At 54.0% G+C, this 23,567-nt stretch carries 17 protein-coding genes and 1 tRNA gene; 6 read left to right on the top strand and 12 right to left on the bottom strand.

What is annotated here, in order from left to right:
* Nucleotides 1–14: 14 nt before the first annotated feature.
* From Hrr1229_RS08280 to Hrr1229_RS08260, 5 genes are all read right to left on the bottom strand, one after another.
* Nucleotides 15–1,172 carry an aminopeptidase gene (locus tag Hrr1229_RS08280; RefSeq protein WP_123113338.1) on the bottom strand — a complete coding sequence of 386 codons (1,158 nt, stop codon included), beginning with the start codon at nt 1,170–1,172 and terminating at the stop codon, nt 15–17.
* Between the two features lie 168 nt (nt 1,173–1,340).
* Nucleotides 1,341–1,754 (bottom strand): heme-binding protein, encoded by a 414-nt coding sequence (locus tag Hrr1229_RS08275; protein WP_123113339.1) that lies wholly within the window; start codon nt 1,752–1,754, stop codon nt 1,341–1,343.
* 180 nt (nt 1,755–1,934) lie between these two features.
* A complete protein-coding gene (gene pepF, locus Hrr1229_RS08270) occupies nt 1,935–3,734 on the bottom strand; it encodes an oligoendopeptidase F (protein WP_123113340.1) in 1,800 nt (599 codons plus the stop codon).
* A 114-nt stretch (nt 3,735–3,848) separates the two neighbouring features.
* On the bottom strand, nt 3,849–4,322 hold the full coding sequence (gene rimI, locus Hrr1229_RS08265; protein WP_123113341.1) for a ribosomal protein S18-alanine N-acetyltransferase: 474 nt from the start codon (nt 4,320–4,322) through the stop codon (nt 3,849–3,851).
* Nucleotides 4,323–4,408: 86 nt separating this feature from the next.
* A complete protein-coding gene (locus Hrr1229_RS08260) occupies nt 4,409–6,004 on the bottom strand; it encodes a PAS domain-containing protein (protein WP_123114881.1) in 1,596 nt (531 codons plus the stop codon).
* A 249-nt stretch (nt 6,005–6,253) separates the two neighbouring features.
* On the opposite strand from Hrr1229_RS08260, the gene Hrr1229_RS08255 reads away from it, so the two are divergent.
* The 4 genes from Hrr1229_RS08255 to Hrr1229_RS08240 all read left to right on the top strand — a co-directional run bounded on the left by Hrr1229_RS08255 (nt 6,254) and on the right by Hrr1229_RS08240 (nt 9,990).
* Nucleotides 6,254–6,326: transfer RNA gene (locus Hrr1229_RS08255), tRNA-Arg, on the top strand.
* A 478-nt stretch (nt 6,327–6,804) separates the two neighbouring features.
* A complete protein-coding gene (locus tag Hrr1229_RS08250; protein WP_123113342.1) occupies nt 6,805–7,101 on the top strand; it encodes a hypothetical protein in 297 nt (98 codons plus the stop codon).
* A gap of 133 nt (nt 7,102–7,234) precedes the next feature.
* The gene (locus Hrr1229_RS08245) at nt 7,235–8,257 is read left to right on the top strand and encodes a hypothetical protein (protein ID WP_123113343.1); all 1,023 of its coding nucleotides are present in this window, start codon (nt 7,235–7,237) and stop codon (nt 8,255–8,257) included.
* A 185-nt stretch (nt 8,258–8,442) separates the two neighbouring features.
* Complete coding sequence (locus tag Hrr1229_RS08240) at nt 8,443–9,990, top strand: site-specific DNA-methyltransferase (RefSeq protein ID WP_123113344.1); 1,548 nt, start codon at nt 8,443–8,445, stop codon at nt 9,988–9,990.
* A gap of 4 nt (nt 9,991–9,994) precedes the next feature.
* Here the strand turns inward: Hrr1229_RS08240 and Hrr1229_RS08235 are convergent, their stop codons facing one another.
* Both Hrr1229_RS08235 and Hrr1229_RS08230 read right to left on the bottom strand, forming a co-directional pair.
* Nucleotides 9,995–10,207, bottom strand: a complete 213-nt coding sequence (locus Hrr1229_RS08235) for a hypothetical protein (RefSeq protein WP_123113345.1) — start codon at nt 10,205–10,207, stop codon at nt 9,995–9,997.
* Nucleotides 10,208–10,296: 89 nt separating this feature from the next.
* Nucleotides 10,297–10,755 (bottom strand): hypothetical protein, encoded by a 459-nt coding sequence (locus Hrr1229_RS08230; RefSeq protein ID WP_148041753.1) that lies wholly within the window; start codon nt 10,753–10,755, stop codon nt 10,297–10,299.
* Nucleotides 10,756–11,027: 272 nt separating this feature from the next.
* On the opposite strand from Hrr1229_RS08230, the gene Hrr1229_RS08225 reads away from it, so the two are divergent.
* A complete protein-coding gene (locus Hrr1229_RS08225) occupies nt 11,028–11,894 on the top strand; it encodes a Dam family site-specific DNA-(adenine-N6)-methyltransferase (protein ID WP_123113346.1) in 867 nt (288 codons plus the stop codon).
* A 112-nt stretch (nt 11,895–12,006) separates the two neighbouring features.
* Here the strand turns inward: Hrr1229_RS08225 and Hrr1229_RS08220 are convergent, their stop codons facing one another.
* Entirely contained in the window at nt 12,007–14,913 is a 2,907-nt protein-coding gene (locus Hrr1229_RS08220; protein ID WP_123113347.1) for a DNA methyltransferase, read from the bottom strand.
* Between the two features lie 231 nt (nt 14,914–15,144).
* Here Hrr1229_RS08220 and Hrr1229_RS08215 point away from each other — a divergent pair, with 231 nt between their 5' ends.
* Nucleotides 15,145–16,668 carry a hypothetical protein gene (locus tag Hrr1229_RS08215; RefSeq protein WP_148041754.1) on the top strand — a complete coding sequence of 508 codons (1,524 nt, stop codon included), beginning with the start codon at nt 15,145–15,147 and terminating at the stop codon, nt 16,666–16,668.
* A gap of 50 nt (nt 16,669–16,718) precedes the next feature.
* Here the strand turns inward: Hrr1229_RS08215 and Hrr1229_RS08210 are convergent, their stop codons facing one another.
* From Hrr1229_RS08210 to Hrr1229_RS08195, 4 genes are all read right to left on the bottom strand, one after another.
* The gene (locus Hrr1229_RS08210) at nt 16,719–17,174 is read right to left on the bottom strand and encodes a hypothetical protein (protein WP_123113348.1); all 456 of its coding nucleotides are present in this window, start codon (nt 17,172–17,174) and stop codon (nt 16,719–16,721) included.
* Nucleotides 17,171–19,141 carry an AAA family ATPase gene (locus tag Hrr1229_RS18160; RefSeq protein ID WP_176329383.1) on the bottom strand — a complete coding sequence of 657 codons (1,971 nt, stop codon included), beginning with the start codon at nt 19,139–19,141 and terminating at the stop codon, nt 17,171–17,173. The genes Hrr1229_RS08210 and Hrr1229_RS18160 overlap by 4 nt, the downstream gene beginning before the upstream one ends.
* A 246-nt stretch (nt 19,142–19,387) precedes the next feature.
* Nucleotides 19,388–21,433 carry a DEAD/DEAH box helicase family protein gene (locus Hrr1229_RS08200; protein ID WP_123113352.1) on the bottom strand — a complete coding sequence of 682 codons (2,046 nt, stop codon included), beginning with the start codon at nt 21,431–21,433 and terminating at the stop codon, nt 19,388–19,390.
* Between the two features lie 100 nt (nt 21,434–21,533).
* Nucleotides 21,534–22,802, bottom strand: a complete 1,269-nt coding sequence (locus Hrr1229_RS08195) for an AAA family ATPase (RefSeq protein WP_123113353.1) — start codon at nt 22,800–22,802, stop codon at nt 21,534–21,536.
* Nucleotides 22,803–23,567: the final 765 nt, after the last annotated feature.

Below are 23,567 nucleotides of genomic sequence, written 5' to 3'. Positions count from 1 at the left end.
ACCAAAAACCGCGGCTACCCCTCGAACCCCTCTTCCCACCGGAACGTCCCGTTCCGCCGGACGACCTCGCCGTCGACTTCCATCCGGGAGCGCTCGCTCACGTCGCTTATCATGTCGACGTGGACCGCGCTGTCGTTGCCCGACTCGCCCGCGGGGAGGCAGGCGTCGTAGGCGCGGCCGACCGCCAGGTGGACCGTGTCGCCCATCTTCTCGTCGAAGAGGATCGAGTCGGTGAACCGGTCGATCCCGCGGTTCATCCCGATCCCGAGCTCGCCGAGCCGCCGGGCGCCCGGATCGGTGTCGAGCACGCTCGCGAGCGCGTCCTCGCCGGCTTCGGCCGCGAAGTCGACGACCTCGCCGCCCTCGAAGACGAGGCGCACGTCCCGGACCCGGGTCGCGTCGATCGTCATCGGCACGTCGAAGAACGCCTCGCCCTCGGTGTCGTACGGCGCGGTGAACACCTCGCCGGACGGGAGGTTGTGGGAGTCGTACGCCACGGAGGCGGCGGAGTTGACCGCGGTGCGACCCGCGATCGACATCGTCACGTCGGTATCGGGCGCGTCGTCGCGCTCGGTGACGAGCCGGACCTCCTCGCCCGCGTCGAGGATCGCTTTCATCTGTGCCATCTCGTCGGCGAGCGCCTCCCAGTCGCGGAGGACCGCGTCGTAGACGAACTCCCGGTACTCCTCGTAGGCCATCCCGGCCTGCTGCGCGAGGCTGCGGGTCGGGTGGACCGTCGACACCCAGTCGGTGTCCATCCGAGCCTCGCGGACGCCCTTCCGCGCTTTCGCGTACGCCTGTCGGGTTTCGGGGGAGACGTCCGCGGTCGCGGTAGTGTTGCGCCCGCCGCCGATCCGGAGGTAGGCGTCGGCGGCCTCGAAGATCGCGCGGTCGACGGCGGGATCGTCGTCGAAGTCGGGGGCGTCGCCACTGTCGTCGTCGCTGCCGCTTCCGTCGACTCCCGCCTCGGCGCCTTTTAAATAGGCTCGGGAGAGTTCGTCGGAGCCGTACAGCGTCGTGACGGTCGCCCCGCGCTCGCCGAGCGCCTCGGCGACGGCGACGCCGAGGTCGTGGGCGTCCTCGGCGACGCTGACGACGACGTCGTCTCCCGCCTCGACCCGCGCGCTCCAGTCGACGAGCACCTCGGCGTGCTCGCGTACGCGTTCGTCCATGGTCGCCGCGTCGTGTGGGAGCGGTAAATCGGTGCCGGGACGGTGATCGCCGTTCGGACGTGATCGGTCTCTGTTGATACGTGAGTGCGGGCCGTCACGGAACGGTTCGCGTGCTCATCGACGCGTCCGGTGAGAGGGGGTCCGAGGCCACCGAATGCGGCAGCGCTCTCAGAGCTCCTCGAAGCGCTCCACCCCCGCCCGTGCGACCGTCATGTCTTCGTCGACGCTGCCACCGGAGACGCCCACGCCGCCGACGACTGTTCCGTCGTCGACCTCTAGCGGGAACCCGCCACCGAAGGTGACGATTCGCCCGTCGTTCGTGTTCCCGATCCCGTACAGCGACTCGCCCGGCTGTGACGCCTCGTGGATCGCCTCGGTGTCCAACTTCAGCGACACCGAGGAGTACGCCTTGTTCTGGGCGATGTCGACGCTCCCGAGCAGCGCGCCGTCCATCCGGTGGAATCCCACAAGGTTCGCGCCGTCGTCCATCACCGCGATACACATCGGTACGTCGATCGCCGCGGCCTCCTCCTCCGCGGCCGCGATGACCTTCTTGGCGACGTCTAGTGTTACGTGAGTCATACTGCGTGTGCTCCGTCTACCCGGTCCCGCGGTAGTATAATAAATTAACATGATAGATACTGGCACCCGCGAGCAGACGAGGAGGGGGAGCGGCGAGCGGGCGAACGGCAGGGAGAAAAGGTCGATGCGCCCGGCGTGAGCGGTTTATAAAACGCGCAGCACGAGAGCCCTTCGAACCGACTACTCCAGGTCGAGCAGCGCCGCGATCTCGTGGAGGTAGTCGTCGTAGATCCCGACGGCGGCCTCGATCGGGTCCGGCGAGGCCATGTCGATGCCCGCGAGCTCGACGACGGAAAGCGGGTAGTCGGAGCCGCCCGCTTTCAGCATCTCGCGGTAGTCGGCGGCGGCGGGCTCGCCCTCGTTGAGGACGCGCTCGACGATCGCGGCGGCCGCGGAGATGCCGGTCGCGTACTGGTAAACGTAGAAGTTGTAGTAGAAGTGCGGGATCCGCTCCCACTCGCGCTCGATGCCGCCGGTCAGCTCGGCGGGCGCGTAGTAGTCGCCCTTCAGGTCGCCGTAGATCTCGTCGAAGGCGTCGGGCGTGAGCGCGTCGCCGGCCTCCACGCGCTCGTGGATCCGCTGTTCGAACGTCGCGAACATCGTCTGCCGGAAGAGGGTCGAGCGGAAGCGCTCGAGGTACTCGTCGAGGACGTGCGTCCGCAGCTCGTCGTCCTCGACGGTGTCGAGCAGGTGGTGCGTGAGGAGGGTCTCGTTGACCGTGGAGGCGATCTCGGCGACGAAGATCTCGTAGCTCGCGTCGTGCCACGGCTGTGCGTCGCCCGCGAGCTCGGAGTGCATCGAGTGGCCGAGCTCGTGCGCCAGCGTGAACATCGAGGCGATGTCGTCCTGGTAGTTCATCATGATGTACGGCTGCGTGTCGTACGTGCCCGAGGAGAACGCGCCGGAGCGCTTCCCGCGGTTCTCGTACACGTCGACCCACCGGGAGTCGAGCCCCTCGGCCATCCGTTCCTGGTACGCCTCGCCGAGCGGCGCGACCGCCTCGATCACCCACTCGCGGGCCTGGTCGTACTCGACGTCCGGCCCCTGATCGCCCGTCAGCGACATGTAGAGGTCGTGACTCTCCAGCTGGTCGACGCCGAGCGCTTGCTCCTTCAGCTCGGCGTGCCGGTGGAGCACGTCGAGGTTGTCGTCGACCGTGTCGACGAGCGTGTCGTACACCTCGACCGGGACGTTCGAGCCGTCGAGCGCGGCCGCGCGGGCGCTGTCGTAGCCGCGGATGTCGGCGCTCGTCGCGTGCTCGCGGACGGCCTTCTCGAGGGAGGTGCCGACCGTGTTGCGCACGTCCGCCCACTGCTCGTAGAACGTCTCGTGGACGCGGCGGCGGAAGTCGCGGTCCGGGTTCGTCTGGAGCTTCGTGAAGTTCGACTGCGTGATCTCCACCTCCTCGCCGTCGGGGTCCTCGACGACGCCGTAGGTCATGTCGGCGTTCGTCAGCATCGAGTAGATCTCGCTCGGCGCGTCGGTGACCTCGGAGAGGTCGGCGAGCACCTCCTCGACCTCCGCCGAGCGCGTGTGTTCTTTCATCCGCAACACGTCGTCGAGGTAGTGCTCGTACGCCTCCAGCGCGGGCTCGCTCTCGAGGAACTCCTCGACTGCCGCCTCGGTGAGCGACTGCAGCTCGGGCTCGAGATACGAGAGCGCGCTCGACGCCTCGGAGCCCAACGAGGACGCCTTCGCCGACATCGCCTGGTACTCCTGGTTCCGTGTGTCCTCGGCGCTCCGCAGGCGGGCGTACGTCGTCACCTGCTGGAGCTCTCGGAAGATCTCCTCGCGGAGCTCGAGCAGCTTCAGCAGGGTCGCGGCGTCCTCGGTGACGCGTCCCTCGTAGTCGCGTAGCTCGTCGATCCGGTCGGAGACCGTCTCGTAGGCCGACTCCCACCCCTCGTCGTCCTCGTAGATGCTCTGGAGGTCCCACTTGTACGCCTCGTCGATCTCCGCTCGCTCGGGAACCGAACTCATATCGTTCGGTTCGCGCTCAGGGCACTAAGGCTTGTTAAAAGCGGAAGTTCGCGTGTCGATCGGGACCGACGAGGCGAGCGACCGTCTGATCCCCGCCGCTCGCACCGCCGGCAATTACGCCCCCGCCGCCCACTCCGCGAGGTCGACGACGAGCACGATGGCGTCCTCCCCGTCTCGGTAGTAGTTCGAGACGCGGCGGACGGGCTCGAACCCCTCGTCCGCGTACAGCGACCTCGCGACCGCGTTGCTCTCGCGGACCTCCAAGCGCACGACCGCGACGCCGAGACCGCGGAGCCGCGCGAGCGCCGAGCGGAGCAGTCCCCGCCCGAGCCCTTCACCGCGCGCCTCCGGGTGGACCGCGAGGTCCTTGACGTGGCCGATGTCGCGGCCGTGGTTCGGCGTGGCGTCCGCGACGACGTAGCCGACGACCTCGCCGTCGCGCTCGGCGACGAGGAACGCGGGCTCGTCGAGCAGCCGCTCGAAGGCGTCGTACGGCCACGGGTCCGAGAAGCACGCCCGCTCGATCCGCACCACCGCGAGCAGGTCCGCGCGCTCGACCCGGCGGATCGTGGCGTCGACGGGGGTCACGAATCGAATTGGCGGGCGGGATGAATAAACGCGACGGGACGCGAGCGCGGCCCCGTCCGCGTTCTTCCCCGCTGGATCAGTCGGTCTCAGCCGTCGATCCACGGCTCCGCCGCCGTAACCGCGTCGGGGCCCGGCGCCTCGACGACGAAGCACGCGCCGTCCGGCTGCGGGACCGCAGGCGGGAGGGCGGGCACGTCCGCGTCCGGCCGGAGCCGGACCGTCCACCCGTGAGATTCGACGACCTCGCGGACGATGTCGAGGCCGTACCCGGTCCCGTCGGCGCTGGTGGTGAAGCCGGGGTCGAACGCTTCGTCGCGGTGCTCGGGGTCGATCCCCGGACCGTCGTCGGCGACGAGGAATCCCTCCGCGGTCGCGCTCACGACGACGGTGAGGTCGTCACCGCCGTCAGAGGTGTGGTCGACGCGGTCGTCGGAGTTCGTCCGGCCGCCAGTCGAGCCGTGCTCGACGCAGTTCCGGAACAGGTTCTCCAGCGCCTGTCGCAGGCGCCCGCGGTCGCCGCGGACCCGGGCGTGGGCGCCGACGACGAGCGTCGCGTCGTCGCTTCCGGCGGTCGCCCAGGCCTCGCGGACGGCCCCTTCGAGGTCGAACTCGGTCGGCTCGTCGATCCCCGACCCCTGCCGGGCGAGCGTCAGCAGCTCGGAGACGAGCTGATCGATTCTGTCGACCGCGCGCTCGCCGCGCTCCAGCGGCTCGGTGTCCCCCTGCAGCCGCGCCATCTCCATCGACCCGCGGATCACGGACAGCGGGTTCCGGAGGTCGTGCGAGACGATGCCAGCGAACCGGTCGAGCCGCTCGTTGCGGTCGGTGAGCCGTCGCTCGCGCGCCTTCCGCTCGCTCACGTCCCGAGAGTTGATGAGGAGCTGTCCGACCGCGGCGTCCGGCAGGGAGCGCGTCCGCGACTCCAACCAGACCCAGTCGCCGTCGGCGGTGCGGTATCGGTACTCCATCGTCGGCGCCGCCTCGGGGTCGTCGAGGGCGCGGTAGAACCGCTCTGTCACGCGCTCGCGGTCGTCGGGGTGGACGTACCCGAGCGGCGACCGACCGACGGTCGATCCCTGCTCGTAGCCGAGCACCTCCTCGATTGAGGGGCTCTCGTACCTGACCAGCCCGTCGTCGTCGACGACGGTGACTAGGTCGGTCCCGTACTCGAGGAACTGGCGGAACCGCTCCGGGAAGGCGCGGTCGACGTCGACGCGGCGCGCGGTGACGACGCGCCCGCCGAACTCCGGGGCGAGCTCCTCGTCGACGACGGACTCGACCCAGACGTAGCCGCCGCTCGCGTGTCGGAGCCGGTGGGTGACGGTGCGGTCGGCCGCGACCGCGGAGAGCGCGTCGGAGACGGGGTCGCGGTCGTTCGGGTGGACGTGCTCGAGCAGGTTGTCGCCCAGCAGCGCATCCCGTTCGACGCCCAGCACCGCGGGCACCGACGGCCCCGCGAACAGCACCTCGCCGTCGACGGCGACGGCCGCGACGAACCGGTCCGAGCCGCGGTCGGCCGCGGTCGCCGGGGCCGCCGCGTCGAGATCGGGTCCGGCCGTCGGATCGGAGCTCGATCCCCCGTCGGCCGTCGAATGTCGGTGCTCATCAGAGGGCCGCCCGTCGTCGTCGTGAAGTGAATCGTCCCGCGGGGCGGACGACCGATCGCTTGGACGGAGGGTCACGTTCGTTCTGTCCACGCTACGAACGCGTGTGTATAAACCCGCACCCCGAAGGTATCAGAGCAAATAATTTGTGGGACTGCGGACCGATGGCAAGGCGTGGGACGACGGTCAGCGGGTTCGGACGGTAGACGGGGCTCAGTGACGTCGCCTCTGTTGGGACGGAATCAGAGGAGTGACGGAGCGCGGTCAGGCGATCGTGACGCCCCGAGTCAGAAGCGTTAAACGCTCGCCGCGGATATTCGAGCGTGAGGGCGCGTAGCTCAGCGGACAGAGCACTTGGTTCCGGACCAAGATGCCGCGGGTTCAAATCCCGTCGCGCCCGTCACAATTTCTGACGGGATAAATTGACAGGACGGCGGCCGGGTGTATATAAGGCGAACCCCCAGTGACGATTTTGAGTTCGTCACGCAGCGTGATGGGGGTCGTCGCCTTCGTGCGGTTCGTGAAATACACGTGACGGAGTCGGGGTAAAGTCCTTTGGGTGGTTGGCAGCTTCTTCGTGCCAGGTCGGCTTAGGTCGAGAGAGCTTCACGAAAAGACGGCCGTCGTCGTGAGCAGTTCGTAGACCATTTCGAGAATCCCACGATAACCGAACCGCAGATCAGCGTCGATGGCAACTGTGGATTCCGGGGCAAAAGCGATCATGAGAGTGGAGGAATGAGCGACCGGGGATCCTGGTTAAAGGAAATCCGGCAATTGGGGGGAGTTGGCAATCCCGGGATTGCTGTTCAGGACGATTCGGATCCCCTCGAGGCAGGCGATCCTCGATTATATACCCGATTCCGTTCTATCGGCCAGTAATGGAACGAGACGCCGAGCTCCGCCGTAACGGCCATCTGTACGAGATCGCGTCGGTAAACGACGAGGTTCTCGGCTCCCGTCAGGGGTTCCCGGCATCGGAGGCCGGCTATCGGAAGACGCTCGATAGTGTGCTCGACATTGCGGGGCCGGATCTGATGGACGAAGTGGCGGCCTCGATCAAGGACCACATCCGGACACACGAAGAACGTCCCGCCAACCAAGCTGTCCGGAAGGACGCACGCAAGCTTGTCTCGAAGGCCGGGTATCCCCCCGATGACTACCTCAACGCGGCGTAGGCCTGGAAGGAATCACGCACCGAATCAGAGGTAGTCGTCGGAGGCCCGGATCTCACACTCCTTCGCCCCTCTCTTTCTTTGATTTGATATCTTATATTGAAAATACATCTATCCGGTGTCTGATACTCAAGTAATGTATCGGTTTACCCCGGACGAAATCGATCACGAGCGAGCCCACCACCAAGCGGTCATTCAGGGAGCCGACGACCTGGACGTCAAGCGGATCGGCAACCTCGGCGAGCTCGCGTTCGAACAGTTCTGTCGCGAGTACCTCCCCGTCGAAATGTGGGAGTGGGAAAACGAGGAAGCGATCCGGCGGTGTAACCCCGAGAGCTTCTCCGGACACGACTTCGAGGTGTTCGGCTACACGGTCGACGTGAAGTCCTCACGGGACGTCTCTGCCTTTCTTCCCGAGTCGCTAGTCGAACGGGACCCCGACGACGACATCGTGGTGATGGTCTGGCACCGGGACAACGAGGACAGTCTGATGCTGCTCGGGTGGGAGCGCCTCGAGACTCTGAAGTCGAAGGTTGAAACGGAGGCGGCCTTCTCTGGCGACTCCCCAGAGAAACTCGACCACCTCGCGGCTCGCCCGATGAACGAACTGCTCGACCTCGGCCCCAACACCGCCCACATGAACCAGAAGCCGGAGAATCCGTTTTCACCGGGGGATCGTGTGGTGAAGGCCGGTGACTCGGAGCCGTCGGTGGGGATTGTCGTCGAGGTGTTGCCGCCGGAGCAGAACACCGGGGCGTTCGGACACGAAATGGACGGGGAAGCGGTGCGGGTCGCATTCCCGAGTTCGCTCGACGAGGGACCGGGTGCGTGGCGCGACTACCACCCCGCGATCCTCGCGTCGTACTGTGACGACCAGGACGTCAAGCTCTGGACGTACAAACACGAGAATCTCGCGTTCGCGGAGAACCCGTATGTGCCGGGGGACCTGGTAATCAAGACCAGCCACAACGATCCGAACACGGCCGTCGTGGTGGAAGGATCTGAGGAGCGTGGCGATGACAACGTGACAGTCGCATTCTTGGGTGACTTCGAGGCGGAGGACGTATCGCCAGGAGAGCTTGCGACGCACTGTGAGGAGAACGGGATTAAGTGCTACACGTACGAGTATTCGGAACTGAATTTCTCAACGCAAGACTGATCCAGCTGCTGTAATGTACTGTTTCCCTAGCAAAAGATTCTATCTTAAACTTCAGTATTCTAATAGTAGACCGACTATTGAACGAAGATACAGTGAAGACGACTAGCAGGCAATCAGCTCGCTAATAATTTCTGGAGGGTACCAACTCCTTTATCATCAGTCCTAACTGAACCTTTGATGAGTAAATGAGCGACGAACCAGACTCTCAATATCGCATATATCAACATGACTCACGAGAGTTGAAAACGAGACTGGAGAAAGAATTCAGTAACGTTGACGGGCTCGTCGATACCATCATTACTTCTCCCCCGTATGCTGACCTCGTCGATTATGGCGATCAAGATGAGCAGGTAGGAAAACAGAGCTATGAGGATTTTCTCAGCGATATTCGGGAGATATACAAGCAATGTTACGAGATTGCAGCAGATGACTGTACCCTATGGATCGTAACAGATACGTACAAAACCGGTGGTCGTGTCGTTCGACTCCCGTTTGATATTGCTGACGAGCTCGAGAATTTACCGAATTATGAGACGTGTCTCGAAGAGAATTGTAATGGGTGTCTTCAACGCAACCGGGGAGATGGCTCGTTAATCTGCCGAGAGTGTGGGTCAGTGTACGATCCACTACAGGATTCGTGGCGGATGGAAGACAATATTATCTGGGATAAGCTCCGGACACGGCCTTGGCACCAGAAAGGACGCCTGCGTAACGTCTATGAGCACATTACGATGTTCTCAAAGACGGATGATTTCAAATACGACAAGGATGCCATCCGGATTACGGATACAGACGAATTTGAGCGGTGGTGGGTGAATTACCCAGAACGGTACAATCCAAAGGGGATGGTTCCGAGTAATGTCTGGGATTTCCCAATCCCGAAACAGGGACAGTGGGGACCAAAGGTAAGTTACCATCCGAGCCCGTTTCCGGAAGGTCTCGTAGAAAGAATCGTACATCTAGCATCTGAGCCTGGAGATGTCGTATTCGATCCGTTTGCGGGAATTGGAACCACTCTTGCGATTGCCGAAGCACTAGACAGAAAACCACTCGGATTCGAACTTAATGAAGAATATATTGATTATTACGAGAAGCACGTGCGACCAACTGCTCTTCGTGAGGTAGGAACTGTCCAGTCGACACTACGAGACGAGCAGGCGGAACTCGCACAGAAGATCTACACTCTTCGGATCCACAAATACGCATACGAACTATACAAAGAGCTCGCAAACTCCGACGACCATGATATTCGGGGAGATCAAATCGAGTTCATTCATGCGTTCAGTGATCCCTCAACATTCAGTGATTCCGATGATCCGAGTGCGGAGTTACTCTTCGTTTCTAGTTCGAAAGAGGCCTTCACAGGCATAGAAATGGAAGATGCGAAGGAAGGAATGCTTTCTGAGAACAAAGGTTCTGGAGACTACTACGGTGTCGAATTTGATGCTAGGTTTACTACCGTTGATCAATATCTCAACAAGTATTCGGCAGAATATAATCAGGACTCGGAGAGACGGTTCCACCTTTATGTCAACGGAATCCACAGTTGGGCCGAACACAGCTTCTCGCCCGAAGATTGGAAAGCACTTGTTGAAGAAGGCGAATGGAAGCGATATCAGTCGAATAAGAACCCGCCACTCGTGTCAAACCTGAAAATACAGGTAGAAAATCCGATGGACAAACGGAAGCGAGATACCGATGGCCGCCAAGCGAACTTCACCAATTTTAGCTAATTGGTTATGTCTCTCCAGTCTGAGCTGCTTCCCATCCCCTGTGGAAATGAGCTATATTCACTACTGAATCGAACTGAGCGCCGGTAGGCACGTGATATAAAATTGGTTCGTCATGTTCCATCTCGATGGTCCCTCTTTCAATCAGTTGCTCAACCAGCATTTTGGCCTTTTCTTCGTAGATATCTTGCGTTGGGTGAGTATCCTGGCTAGTCGTCATTGTATGAAATGACATTACCGACGGTCTTAATCATTTCCGGCCTATCGAAGTCTCTATTAGTGGCACGCTCCGCTGTGGTCAGTACAATCTCATAGCAAATCATTCTTTGATCCACGGCGATCGCCCTCGTTGAACGTTTCATTCCGCCTTTTAGTCTTCTCATCGTCCACTTCCTGTGGAGTTCCTTCCCATTCTCCGTCTACTGATTCCTCTCGTTCTGGCGGATTAAATAGCGACTCAGAGTCCTCATTTGCACGGATCTCTTCTTCAGAAAGGAATTCCACCGTGATGTGACCACTGGAAATATCAACAATTTTTGCTGGGTGTTTTTCTTTCACCTCTCTTATACGAAACGGGGTTTCATCTCCATCTATCGCATTTTGAATATCTGTAGATAAGATCCCGTCCAGATTCTTGTTTTTTATCAGTACCTGGTCTGCTCCAAATGATAGTGGGCTTTTGCCTTTTAATCTCGATGATCTTGACACCGACTCCGGCTTGACTTCGATTATCTCCCCAATACTGGGATAGTGGCGTCGGGATGTCATGTCATATTGGTTGATCTGATAGCATATTAATCTATTTGGCTCTGTCGAAATCCTCATCGGGTGGTTGTTACACAGTTGGACTAGTTGTGATCGATATTTTGAATTTATGTGCCGATCAGTCTGGTAATTCGTCTTACATATCAGAAATTAAGTACTGATTCTATTGGCATAGGGATCCCAGTATTTGCGGTCGGCAATCTCAATAAGAGATCAATACATCTCAAAAGTGAGGAGCCTTAGGTTTATGACGTAACGATAGATAGCTTGAGTAGATGGCTGAGCCGATTCTTAAGTGGGTAGGTGGGAAGCGACAGTTGCTTCAGGAGCTAAGAGCACACTTCCCGATTTCGTATGAGGAGTACCACGAGCCGTTTATTGGAGGAGGAGCGGTGTTCTTTGAAATGGAACCCACTGAAGGATCAATAAACGATCTCAACCGACGATTGATTACATTCTATGAAGTTATTCGAGATTATCCAGAGGACCTAATAGAGGAGAATCAGCGGCACAGATACGAAGAAGGCTATTATTACGACGCCCGAGATCGTTTTAATGAATTACATCAGCTCGAAGAGCGGTCGATAGAACAGGAGATAGAGGAAGCGAGCTTGATGTTGTATCTAAATCGAACAGGGTATAACGGACTTTATCGTGTTAACCAATCTAACGAATTTAATGTGCCATTCGGGACTCACCGGAATCCGGACTTTGTCAGAGAACGCCAAATTCGGAAGGCAAGTGCCGTTCTTGAACATATTGAGATATACAATAGAGACTTTTCATATTTGAAGGACCGCGCAGCCGAAGGTGATCTCGTGTATTTCGATCCCCCCTACGAACCCGTATCACAGACCGCGGATTTTACCGAATATCAGTCCGAAGGGTTCAATAAAGACGATCAACGGCGTCTCCGAGATTTAGCCGAGCAACTCAGTAATACGGGAGTCAACGTCGTAATCTCGAATTCACCACCGGTGTGGGAATTGTACCAAGATATCGACGAATTCGATGTGAGCACTGTCGGTGCGTCGAGGATGATAAACAGCGATCCGGATAACCGGGACGATGTCGCTGAAGTGATCATCACAAATGTCGCGAAAGAAGACCAGCAGCAGCAGGATCTGGGAAATTACGTCTAAGCACGTATCGTTGTAGATCAGATTTACCAGACAAGCATAGAGCTAACCGTTAGGCGAGGGTCCAAGTTCACGGGAGAAGAAAACAGAGAACGACAGTTACGGGCTTATACAGTTAGTTTGAGTCGATGATTGACTGCTGTTTGTCACCAGAAGGCAAGTTCAATATGAACTCGTGATTACCAGACAGTTCCCGAGAGATTGTTTCCATCGAGTGTTTTGGGTGATTTACCTCAATACCGATATTGCTCACAATTGGTGGGGTGTCATCATCTGAATATTTCTTGGTCCATAATTCGGACCCATCATTCATTTTTCTCCACTCTTCGTACGATACACCTTCCGAGTAAACGTAGTGACGACCGTTCTCATACACATAGAGGTCCTCAGGAAGGTGATCGTAGGTCCCCTCAGAGATTTCCGAAATGAATTCCTCAGTGGTCAAAACGAGCGGACGAGCGTGAATTCCAAATCCAGAGCAGGGCTGTATAGTAGTCGCTTCCTCTGCTTTTTCGACGTAATCTAATGCGTCTCGTGCAGTTGTTTCATTATCTACGAGTAGAACGACATCTACCTGACCGTGGATGTCTTCTCCTACCGATTGATGGCCGAGTTCTCGGCTCACGAGGAATACGGTATGGATTTCTAATTGAGACGGACTAGACAATCCAACCTCACCAGCTACTGTTCGTAGTAGCTCACGTGCATATTTGATTTGACGCAATCCGCATATAATTCGATCAAGATCTTCCTGAGATGCGACCTGTTCCTGCCCTTCATCGTGGTCCTGTAGATATTGTTTTAGATCAGGATACGCGTCACAATACTTGTTGTTGAGCTCGGCGCCGATCGCTTTTCTATTCATCAATTCTGCTTGGCCCACAACTACACCCGAACCGGCGAATGGATCAAGCACGACGTCGTTATCATCAGTTGAGAGTGTGAGAATTCTTTCTACTAGGTCTGGCGGGAAGGCCGCTGGATGATCAAATACATCCGCCTCACCAGTAAACGAACCGCGTGTTGGTGGCTCAAATTCCCAAATGTTCTCTGGAAGCTTTCCAAGTGGATGGTACCGTTCTGGGAAGTCGGCCCACCACTGTTGAAACCCATTAGGATCGGATTCACGAATCCGATCCATTTTGAGCTCAAACTCAGGGGTTTTGCTGAAACAAAGTATGTACTCAAATACGTTTCTCAATCTGCCTTCTTTGGTGTAAGGAAGGGCTCGATTCTTATTCCAGACGACGATGTCTTGTAGGATCCACGAGTCGTCGTTTGTGGTCGTGTGACCACAATTCGGACACGTCGTCTTACGAGAATCGAGTTCGTCAACTCCTCTTAGAATTGTATTTCCACAGTTAGAGCACTCAAGTCCCTGATCAAGGTTTTGGCATACCCGAGCGAGGTCAAACGGAAGTTGCACGATTTCTCTGTTTCGTCTGAAGGTGTTGACAACTATCCAGAGCGATCCATCGTCGTCAGTAAGTTCATAAACTTCTGAGAAGAGGTCTCGTAGCTCTTCAAGATATTCAACGTATGTGCCGTGCTGACCGATCTCGTCCTGGTCTCGGGACCCGTATTCTTTGAGATCGTAGTACGGAGGTGATGTAACTGTGGCATCGATAATGCCTCCTTCTTCATCAGCGGAGTCAGCAGTGTGATCTTTGATCGCCGGGACAATCGATCTAGCGTCACCGTGGTGAAGACCGAAAATGCCGGAGTCTGGATCAAATGTCGGTGGGGACTCAGACGTCTTGGATTGACTCTCGGCTTGGTCCGCCTTTGTCTCGATAGAGGCTCCGCCTGTAGAGACCCGCTTACCGTACTCTCTTCCATCGGGAAGTAGCTCTTCTTGCGATAGAGTCCCCTGAATTTCGCGCCATAGCTCACTGTTCGTGTCCAACCTTGTTTTCTTGTTATCAGTTGGAACTTCGGTCGTTTCGCCCTTCGGGAAAATCCGCAACGTTCCCCCAAAGTAGTTGTACTGGTTATTTCGAGTTAGGTCGAATAGGTCCTCAAAGACCGATGTCATCAAGACACGGCCATTTGCATAGATGTCGACCCCCTGTCTGTTCTGACTGGGTCGATAGCGGTATCGAAATTTACCGCTCTGAGTGAGTAGACCCGGATACTCATCCTTTGCCTTATCGGCCATAGCATCAATATCTAACGTCCCGGCTTCATACTGTACCTCATAGTGGTCTCCTAATGCCGTCGAAACCTCAAATTGATGCGCTTTCATTTGGTCCTCATCAGAATAGATCGGCCGGACAGGGACCACCTCAAACGTTCCTCTATCATTATTTGGTAGATCATGATAGCTAATAACAATCTGATTGGCTTCTTGTACAGATAATAGCCGACGAAACAGAACACCTAGACGTTCGCGTACATACTGTATTTTGGTCTCGAGAGAATCCGCAGATGGCCAAACGTCGTTGTCAAACTGTGAGCGAGCACAGGTTGCATGGATATGCGTACCGTGGTCTGAATCTTTGAATGTTGGAACTGTATCAGGGAGGCCAATCTCCCATTCACTTTCATCTGCACTCGATATTGGTAGATCACCCGTGATAGGCCCGTCTACACGAATACACTCACTTTGGCTCGTCTGAGTAACTAATGAAAACCAATTGGTATCATTACCAGCATCTCGCTGTTTGAGTGATTCCTCAAACCACGCGAGGCTAGCCTTTAATCCCCATCCAACGTTGTTAAGTATCCCTTCAGATATCTCTTTATTTCCTGTTCTAAAGACGTGATTTTGTAATTCTTGTCTAGAGATTCCTGGTCCCGTATCGGAAATATATGTGGTTACTGTGTCTTCTCCACGAACAAAGTGTATTGAAATTTCCACCTGCTCATCTGGGTTGTCAAAGTACGATTCACTATTTATCGAGGCGGCGACGGAGTTGTCAATCAGCTCTTGTAGTGCGTCTAGGAAGTTCTCATGTTGCTTCGCCATCCCAGAGGCCAGCAGTTCTAGTTCTACGGCAGACTCGCAGGTATCACTACTCATGAAACGAATGTTCCTCCGTGACTTTTGTATTAACCATCATACTGGGGCTTGTACTACATGATTCCCTTATCCCGGTTTAATCTATGGATCTGGTTGAGACAACCCATAGAACTAGCTCTCAGGAAAAGTGTCGTCTCTCGATTAAACACTATGGTGGCTTACAGACAAGAATTTTCTAATTGGAAATACAGGTAAGAGACAGTGAAAAAGGAAACAGAGGGGTCCTCCGATATGAATCAGCCGGCGGAGTCACCATCTCGTGATGAACTAATCAGCGAGCTATGTCAAATTGATTCGTCTCTGGACCGCTTACCGTACCCATCTGACATCTCAGAGAAAAGTAATTATACTGTTGAGGCGTACCGAACCAAGTTTGGGTCCTGGGATGATGCACTAGAAGCGGCAGGAATAAACAAAGAAAAAGAACTCCTTAGAGAGCTTCAACAAGTGACGGTAGAGTTGGGTCGGAAGCCGACGGCAACTGAAATGAACTCCATGGGCCGTTATAGTAGCAGTATGTATGCACGGTACTTTGGACAGTGGAGTACTGCGAAAGAGCATTTGGACGAAAAAAGCCGGGAAATAGAGTCTCAAGCAACAGAGAATGAAGAGCTGGACCAAAACGAAGCAGACGATTCACAGAAACATGCGGCCGTTGACTCTAATGAAGAAGAATTTGAGTGGAGTCCGTCTTTGGAGAAAGCTTCCTCTAGCTCAGAAGTACAGGATGACTCGAAAGAGACAGCGAGTGATGCTGAGTCGAAATATACTCGAGAAGAGTTAGAGGACTATCTCAGCAGACTATTTGAAATATTTGGAGAACCTCCAACTGAAGAATTTGTAACTCACTATGGCTCGTATCCGATCAGCGCGTATGAAAGTCGATTTGGTTCGTGGGAAAAGGCATTAGAGTCTGCCGATCTCTCTCAAGTAGATACAGAAAAGGTGAAAACAAGGAACCAATCAAGAGTGGATATTTTGGATGAGCTTTGTGAATACGCCGCAGAAGTTGGTGAGGTACCGGAACCAATTGATGTCTGGAAAAATACAGATCTTTATGCGATTTCAGTTAGTGACAATTTCGGCAATTTATCCACTGCTTTTGAATTAGCAGGAATCACTGAAGAAGCATTTGAGCAAGAGACGGATAGCCAACAGGACAAGCCAGAAACACCAAACCCTGATAGGGAAGGGGTAGTTCAGGAATTGAAGCGTATCGGAACAGTCCCAGCAGATCCTCCCACACCGTACGAGTTTGAGCGACAGTCTACTCTATCAGTAGTAACTGTAAGAGACGTGTTCGATACGTGGATTAGTGCACTCAAAAATGCGGGTTATGATGGTGATGCTGCGGTTGCTGATAATGAATCTCCTCAGGGATACATGAGACAAGAATTGCTGGAGGAGATCCGCCGTGTTACGATTCGTGTTGGCGCTGTACCAACGACTAGTGATTTCGATAGGTATGCGGACATGACCTCGCAGACAGTAAAGAATCATTTTGTCAACTGGGAAGCTGCATTAAAAAAGGCGGGCGTCAGTGGACTCAGTTCAAAAGAAATCGACAAGCTCTGGAACGAGTATATGCTTCCTTCTGAGCAATCACTCCTTGATGAGGTAGAGTGGGTTAATAATGCTGTTGCAGGTCAAACAACGAGTGCAGATATTCGATCGTTCGCACGGTATCCACCCACCTATTTTGAGGAAGTATTCGGATCCGTTGATCGAGCGATAGAGAAATTCAACAATAGTTGAGTCTGATGAATATATAATATCAGATCGGTTCTTGTCGTGGAGTATTGCTACTACTCTTCGAAATCATAAAATACTTTACCTATTTGGACGAGATCTGTAGTAAGTTCACTGAATGAATCACCCGGTCGAATGTATAGATTATGTAGCTCTTCGATACCTCCTCGTGCATATTCTTGAGCTATTTGATACACTTGCTTCTCGTCTCGAAGTACCTGAGGGTCTCGCTCTTCGTATGTCGCGATTGATTTAATAATCCATTCTTGTTGTTCGGACAAAGAGGGGCGATTAAACAGGGCATTACGACCGGAACCTTGCGTCACCTGCCCAGCTCGTTTTTTACCGTATCCGAGTGCGAACATGAACAGATCAATTCGTTGTACGCCATAGAACGGCGAGTCTTCCTCTTCAACTAATGTGTCGTAGTACTCGCGCGCTTGGTCGTCAACAATAACGTCGCGCCCTGCTTCTGTATCTTCGTACTCAATATCAGGATCAGTGTCAGTCATACTTCTCTCACCTCGGTAACTTCATTCGAATAGTCAAGCTGATATTCGTTAGCAACGCTGTTTTGCAGACGGGCACGGACATCATCGGTATATTCCTCGTCAGTCATGAGGAACGTTATTTGAGTATCTTTCAAGTACGTTGGGAGATTTTGTGCGATACGTTTCTTTGGTTTGCTCGAGATCCTTCCAAGAGGAGTGTCGATTACTATTGGCGCGTTAAATCCACTAATCTTGGTTAAGGCAGACATGAACGATAATGCGAGAACTTGTTTCTCACCGGCTGACAGGGATCCGATTTTGTTGTCGCCGTGTTTTCCATACACGCTTACAGTATAGTTCTCTCCTAGCTCAACAGTATACTCCTCATCCTTCCAAATGAGATCATTAAAGTACTGATTCATGTTCTCTTCTGTATTTTTCCGGATTTGTGTGAGGATAGTCTGCTTAATCTCGGAAATCTCCTCACTGGCCTCCTCAACGAAGTCCAGTTTCCTCATCAGCCTCCGGTGTTTGTCCTCTTTTGCCGCTTCATCACGCCACTCTTCATCAAGCTCGTCGATCTTTTCGGTCAGAGTCTCAATCTGTTGGTCCACTCGACCGATCTCTTGGCTCATTTCGGTAATTCGATCCTCAATTTCGCTACGTTGAGATTCAAGACTACTCACATCGACATCCTCAGGTAAATCGTAGTTCTTGAGCTCGTTAGAAATGTCGCGTAGTTCGACATCCACATTATCAACTTCAGTCTGGCGTTCAGAGATCTTTTTACGATTCTCAATAATTTGACGAAGAGAGTCCTGACCGTCTTCGATAATACGCGGAATTTCAGCTTTTCCTTCAAGATTCTCTTGCATCACGAGAGACATCTCTTGTTCAAGTTCTGCGAGGTGGCGTCGCTTTTCTTCATCGGAATCAAGATTGGCACCGCAGATACACTCTCCCTTCTCAAGGAGTTCCTGTACGAACCAGTCTTGGATCTTCGGTGGAAGTTGACCAGTCTGAGCCAATTCCGCGAATTGCTCATGCGTATATTCCAACGCTTTGAGATTGTAGATGATGGGTGCTGCTTGCACCATCTCCTCAGTCGTTTCTTCCTTCAGATCGTCAATTTCGTCTTCGAGTTGGTCTAGGCGGTCATTCAAATACTTTCGGCGTTCTTGCTTTTCGCGAACCGCGGCATCACTACTGTCTCTTAGCTTATTATCTATTCCAGTGATTGTGGACTCTGCTTCAGCGATGTTTGCTTCTAACTCTTGTTTTCTTTCCTTCTTTTGCTCACGTTCCTGCTTCTTTTCGTCAAGCTGATTTTTCAACCGTTTTGCTTCTCCTTCGAAGTTGGATGCCTTTCGTCCGATTTCTGTGTCCATCTTCTCGAGATGGTCCAGAGATCGGTTTAATAGCTCGATGTGAGAGACATCGAGTATTGCTGTCTGAACCCTCTCTGGGTAACCTTCCTCGAAGAATTCGTGAAGACGTTCTCCGTCGAATAGGAAGTATTCATGTACACGAGTAGGTAATATCTCATTCAGGTAGGTATGGGGATTATCGACTGGTTTCCAGTCTCGGTTTACTCGACGTTGAAGACGTAAATCCCCAATAGTGCTATTGAACCCAGAAGGCGTTTTGACGGTGGTAAATTCTCGTTTAAAAACGTATTCGGGCTCGTTTTCTCCAAGTTCTATTTCGACATATCCCTTTGCCGTCTCATCTTCATCAAGATCTTCGAGACGGTCTCGGTTAACGAGAGGAAACGTCTCCAATCCACCCTCCTTCTCGTCTTTTAGATGTTCCTCAGTACCATAAAAACAGAGAGTGATCGAATTCAGGATGTTGGACTTTCCAGCACCGTTTTGACCCTCTATGACATTTATATGACGATCATTACGGATTTGAAGATCTATCTTCTGTTCACCCTTGTACTGACGGTAGTCATTCAGCGTGATCGATAAAAACTGTAAATTCGTCATTCCGGATCACTCATATATTTCTCGATGAGCTCATCGTATTCATCTTTAAAATGGGGTTGCTCCCTATCCATCTTAGACCGCTCGAAAGTGAGGATTTCGTTGATAAACTGACGCTTATTATCGGTCTCAATCTTGTCGACGTGCTCCAAGATGAGACTGTTTACGTCGGATTTATTCATTGAGGTCTAACAGTACAGAGTACAGTAGTTTACTTAAATGTCTGGCTCGCTAATATTATAACTATGGTTAATTGGGATCGCGTTCTTCTTTATCGTCTCCAGCAATACTATATTCCATTCGAATTTCCTCAATCTCGTTTCGAGCAGCGTGTTCGTTTCGAGCGTTTTCGGCAAATTCTTCGAACCGACGCAATTCCTTTCGGAGAATATTCTTCTCAGAGTCCGCAATCTGCTGGGTTGGATTCATAGTTGGGACTACAATAAAATCGTAGATTAGCGCCTTCTCTTTCCCCGGATATTTTCGAAGCACTCGTCCACGACGCTGAATAAACTGCATTGGATTTCCCGTGTTCGACATTAGGATCGCCTGTTTGGTAGAAGGGACGTCTACCCCCTCATCGAGGCACTTCATTGCAACGAGTGCATCAACATCACCTTCATCGAACGAATTCAAGAGACGCTGTCGTTCTGTATCGTCTTCGCGATAAGTGAATTTATGCTGGCGGATTCCGAGTTCGTTCAATATGTCCTGAACATGATCGATCTGCTGCGAGTTAGTATAAACGAGGAGGTGGTCAGGCTCTCCGATTGATTTCAGGACGGAACGGAGACTCACGTATTTATTCTCGGCACTTTTTATGATGTTTGCACGTTTCATCGCCAACCGATTTACCAACTCCTCGTCAGCATCGTCGCTTGCATATGCCTTTGCGAGTCGTTTCGAGAGGGAACTGTAGTCTTCCATCTCTTCTTCCGTCAACTCAACAATAATCGGATAGTAGTCGTATGGCGTCAGAAATTCCGGAATGGCTTCCCCCAAAGAATACTCAAACACGATGTCTCCAAAGTAGTCGAGAAGATATTCCGAACCTTCTTCATCATAATGGCGCTCCGGGGTTGCAGACAGACCAATACGGTATTCATATTCATCCAAGAGCGCTTCACGACGGTGACTGGATCCTAGGCCATGGACCTCATCAGCGATCAAGAGTGTCTCACAACCTGAGCGTTGTATTTGATCCCGAAAATATTCGCTTGCAAGCGTAGTGTGTGTTGTAATTACGAGCTGATCAGAGCCGAGCCCGAGTGCCAAGTCTGAGAGGAGACGCGATAGATCCGCTTTCCACTCAGTATTTGCCGATCCGTAGAGGAATTTCGGATTGCTGTAACCAAATTTCTCTAACTCTTCCTTCCACTGATTAGCAAGGTGGGTATACGGAACTGCAATAACCACGAGCATCGGCTTTACTGTTTGTTCAATAAATTCGTCCATCGCTCCCAGGGCAGTGAAAGTCTTCCCAGTACCCGTAGCCATCCGGAACAGACCTCGGTTTTGATTAGCAAACCAGCTGTCAACTGCTTCTCGTTGGTAGGGACGGAGGGTGATGTTATCTCCTCCCTCTTCTGGATTCTCGTACGGTCTATGGTCGCGATCGCGAAGGTCTGCGATATCTTGTTCTATGCCCTCAGGTAGAGGAATTACGTTAAGATTCGCTTTTTGTCCCTCCCAAATCTCATCAAAGCGCTTCTCTTGCAGAGAAACACCTTCTGCGTCACGCTCACTCAGCCAGTCACAATCTATACTATATGCCTCATAGTTCTCAAAAGCATGAGCACTGTCATTTTTTGATCCGTGAAATGCCACTTTGTTTCCATCTGGATCGCGAAATATACCGAATTTGTCATGGAAATCTCCGTGGAGTTTTTGCTCTGGGATCGCAAATCGGATTTCCAGAAGTCCATCTGCGATCATCCATGCAATTGCGTTCCGAGTTTGATATTCGAGATCATATTGGAGGTCCCGAATCTCATCCTTCAATTCGCTTCGGAGGATTTCATCCTTCTTCGCAGCTTCGCCCCGCTTAATCGCGTCCCAGTCGTCTTTTTCCAGCATGGGACTCATAATCCATTTCGCTGTTCCACCATTATCTGCGAGTTCAGCGATCCCGCGTGATGCGGAACGAAGCCAGTTGGTGGTGAAATATCCAACACCGCGTTTATATTCAACAGAGCGAGAAAGGAGTGGATTATAGAAGGCTTCAACAAAATCTACGTCAGAAGTATCGATAACCCGAGGGATATCCAAGGTGGTAAACAGGTCGTCCTCGCTCATTTGATTGTTGGATTGTGGTAAAGCATCGAAATAAGTCTATGGTAGCTCTCTGTTATTTCTAAGCGAACAACAGGTTACCATAGGAAGACGGCATTCGGGGTTAGTTGCCCGCAACACCACCCTGTTCTCGAAGAACCGTTGCGACATCCCCCAGACGCTCCGATTCCTTCGGGAGATTCTCGAGCGCCGTATCGAGATCGACCGCCAGCGAATACTGGTTTTCGTCTCCACGACCCCGGCCCTGCCGCTTATTGAGCACGTTCGTATCGGCGAGATCGTTGAGTCGGTCACGGAATCGCCGGTTCGAGAGGGCGTTCACCTCTGCGTACTCGCAGAAGGTCTTGTACTGGGTGTAGATCGGTGTTGTCGTCACGGGGGTATCGCCGTGAATCCCGTGATACGTGACCGCCATGAGCGCGAGCATTCGTTGATTCGGGAGTGTCTGAATCCCCGACTCGATAGCCTTCGTCTCGAGGAAGTCACGTGCCTCGCGCACGTGCTCTTCTGTGACGATCGTCTCACCTCTATCGTCGGCGAATCTGGTCGCACGGAACAGCAGCCGGATCGCTTCGCGAGCGTCTCCCGTGTCCTGTGCGCCTAACGCCGCAGCAAGCGGGATCGTGTCGTCGCTTAGAATCTCGCTTCGGAGATGCTGGTAGTCCTCGATATCGTCCTCGAAATACGTGTCACGGAGGGCACCGACGGCACGCCGTGCGAGGATGTTGCGGAGCTGATCGGCGTCATAGGGTTCGAAGCGAACCTCATCCTCGCCAAGGCTCGACCGGACGTCGGCGTCGAGGTTCTCACGGAACTGGAGGTCGTTCGTGATTCCGATGAGCGAGAGACGGACCCCGTCCGGATTCGACCGCGGGAGTTCGTAGAGGATGTAGTCGTCGTCGCCGATGGCATCGATCTCGTCGAGGACGACGATGACCGTCCCGCCGATCTCCTCCAAGTTCTCGATCACCATGTTGAGGAGGGTCTTCCGCTGGTGACCGCTCGGGAGCTCCTCACCGGGGCCGAATCGCTTCTCACGGAGTCGCTTGACGAGATGCGTCAGGACGTGATAGGACCCGTCCATGCCCTTACAACGGATGTGAACCACGGTGAGGTCCATCTCGGAGTCATCGGCGTACTCCTGAAGCTGGTCGGTCTTGAGGCGGATTCCGACGGTCTTCCCCTGCCCGGATTGACCGTATACGATCAGGTTGAGCGGCGTCGAGCCCATCGTCGCTGGACGGAGTGCGGAGTGGATCTGATCGAGTTCGACCTCGCGCTCCGGCAGCGACTCGGGCTGATACGTCTGCTCGTTAGGGTTGAGGACGTCCATATCCTCGAAGATCGTGTCCTCGTCGCCGAACGCCTTCATACGCTCCCGTTTTCAGGTATTACGTATAAAACCCCCGTGTCCTACATGTCTTCCTGACTAGCAGACGGGATAGCGTCTAGAATATCGGTGTTGGTTCCCTTGCTATTCCACTGTTCCTCAGGTAGAGGACAGGGACAGAGGGGGGTGCGTCCAGCAAATCATCGAGATACTAGACGGTGAGTTGAGGCCCGTAACAACGAGACACAGACGATCCTATGACTGTTTCTGCAGCTGGAACAACGATCATATTCATCGGCTCTGAATTAGTCTTCCTGGGGGAGGGGGATGCGTCCGACAACAAGTCTCAAACCGCTCGTCAACATCGTGCCGGATCGACATGAGACAGTTCAGCTAGATTCGTAGAATCGAGTGGAGGTCGGCGTGAATCTTAACGGATGCTCATCGATCCGTTTTGGGTTTTATTTGCTATAACCTTGTAATGTGAGATATGGTGACTCGAGAGCAGGCAGTCGCCAGCGGATCCGGTGAATTCGCAGTTCTACTAGGGTTGGGAGCTGCAGGGATCGATCCTTTTACTGCAATTCTGGCAGGGGTCTTTGCGTTCGCTGGTAGTTTTGATCCAGTTCTGGGCGAGGCTCTTTCCATAGCCGGTAACTCGATTTGTCTGCCGAAATGGCGTCAGACGGGCTCAGCATTCAGCCGGTTCTGGAGATACTTCCGACAGGAGTTCTCAACATAATATCAGGGCTCATCCTTGGAGTAGCAGCCGTATTTCTTTGGATCGAAGTTACAGAAGACAGATCT

Origin of the sequence: Halorubrum sp. CBA1229 (genome assembly GCF_003721435.2) — an archaeon.
In the GTDB taxonomy this organism is placed as follows: Archaea; Halobacteriota; Halobacteria; order Halobacteriales; family Haloferacaceae; genus Halorubrum.
Note: the sequence above shows the minus strand (reverse complement) of the source record. Positions and strands in the feature narration are given on the sequence as shown.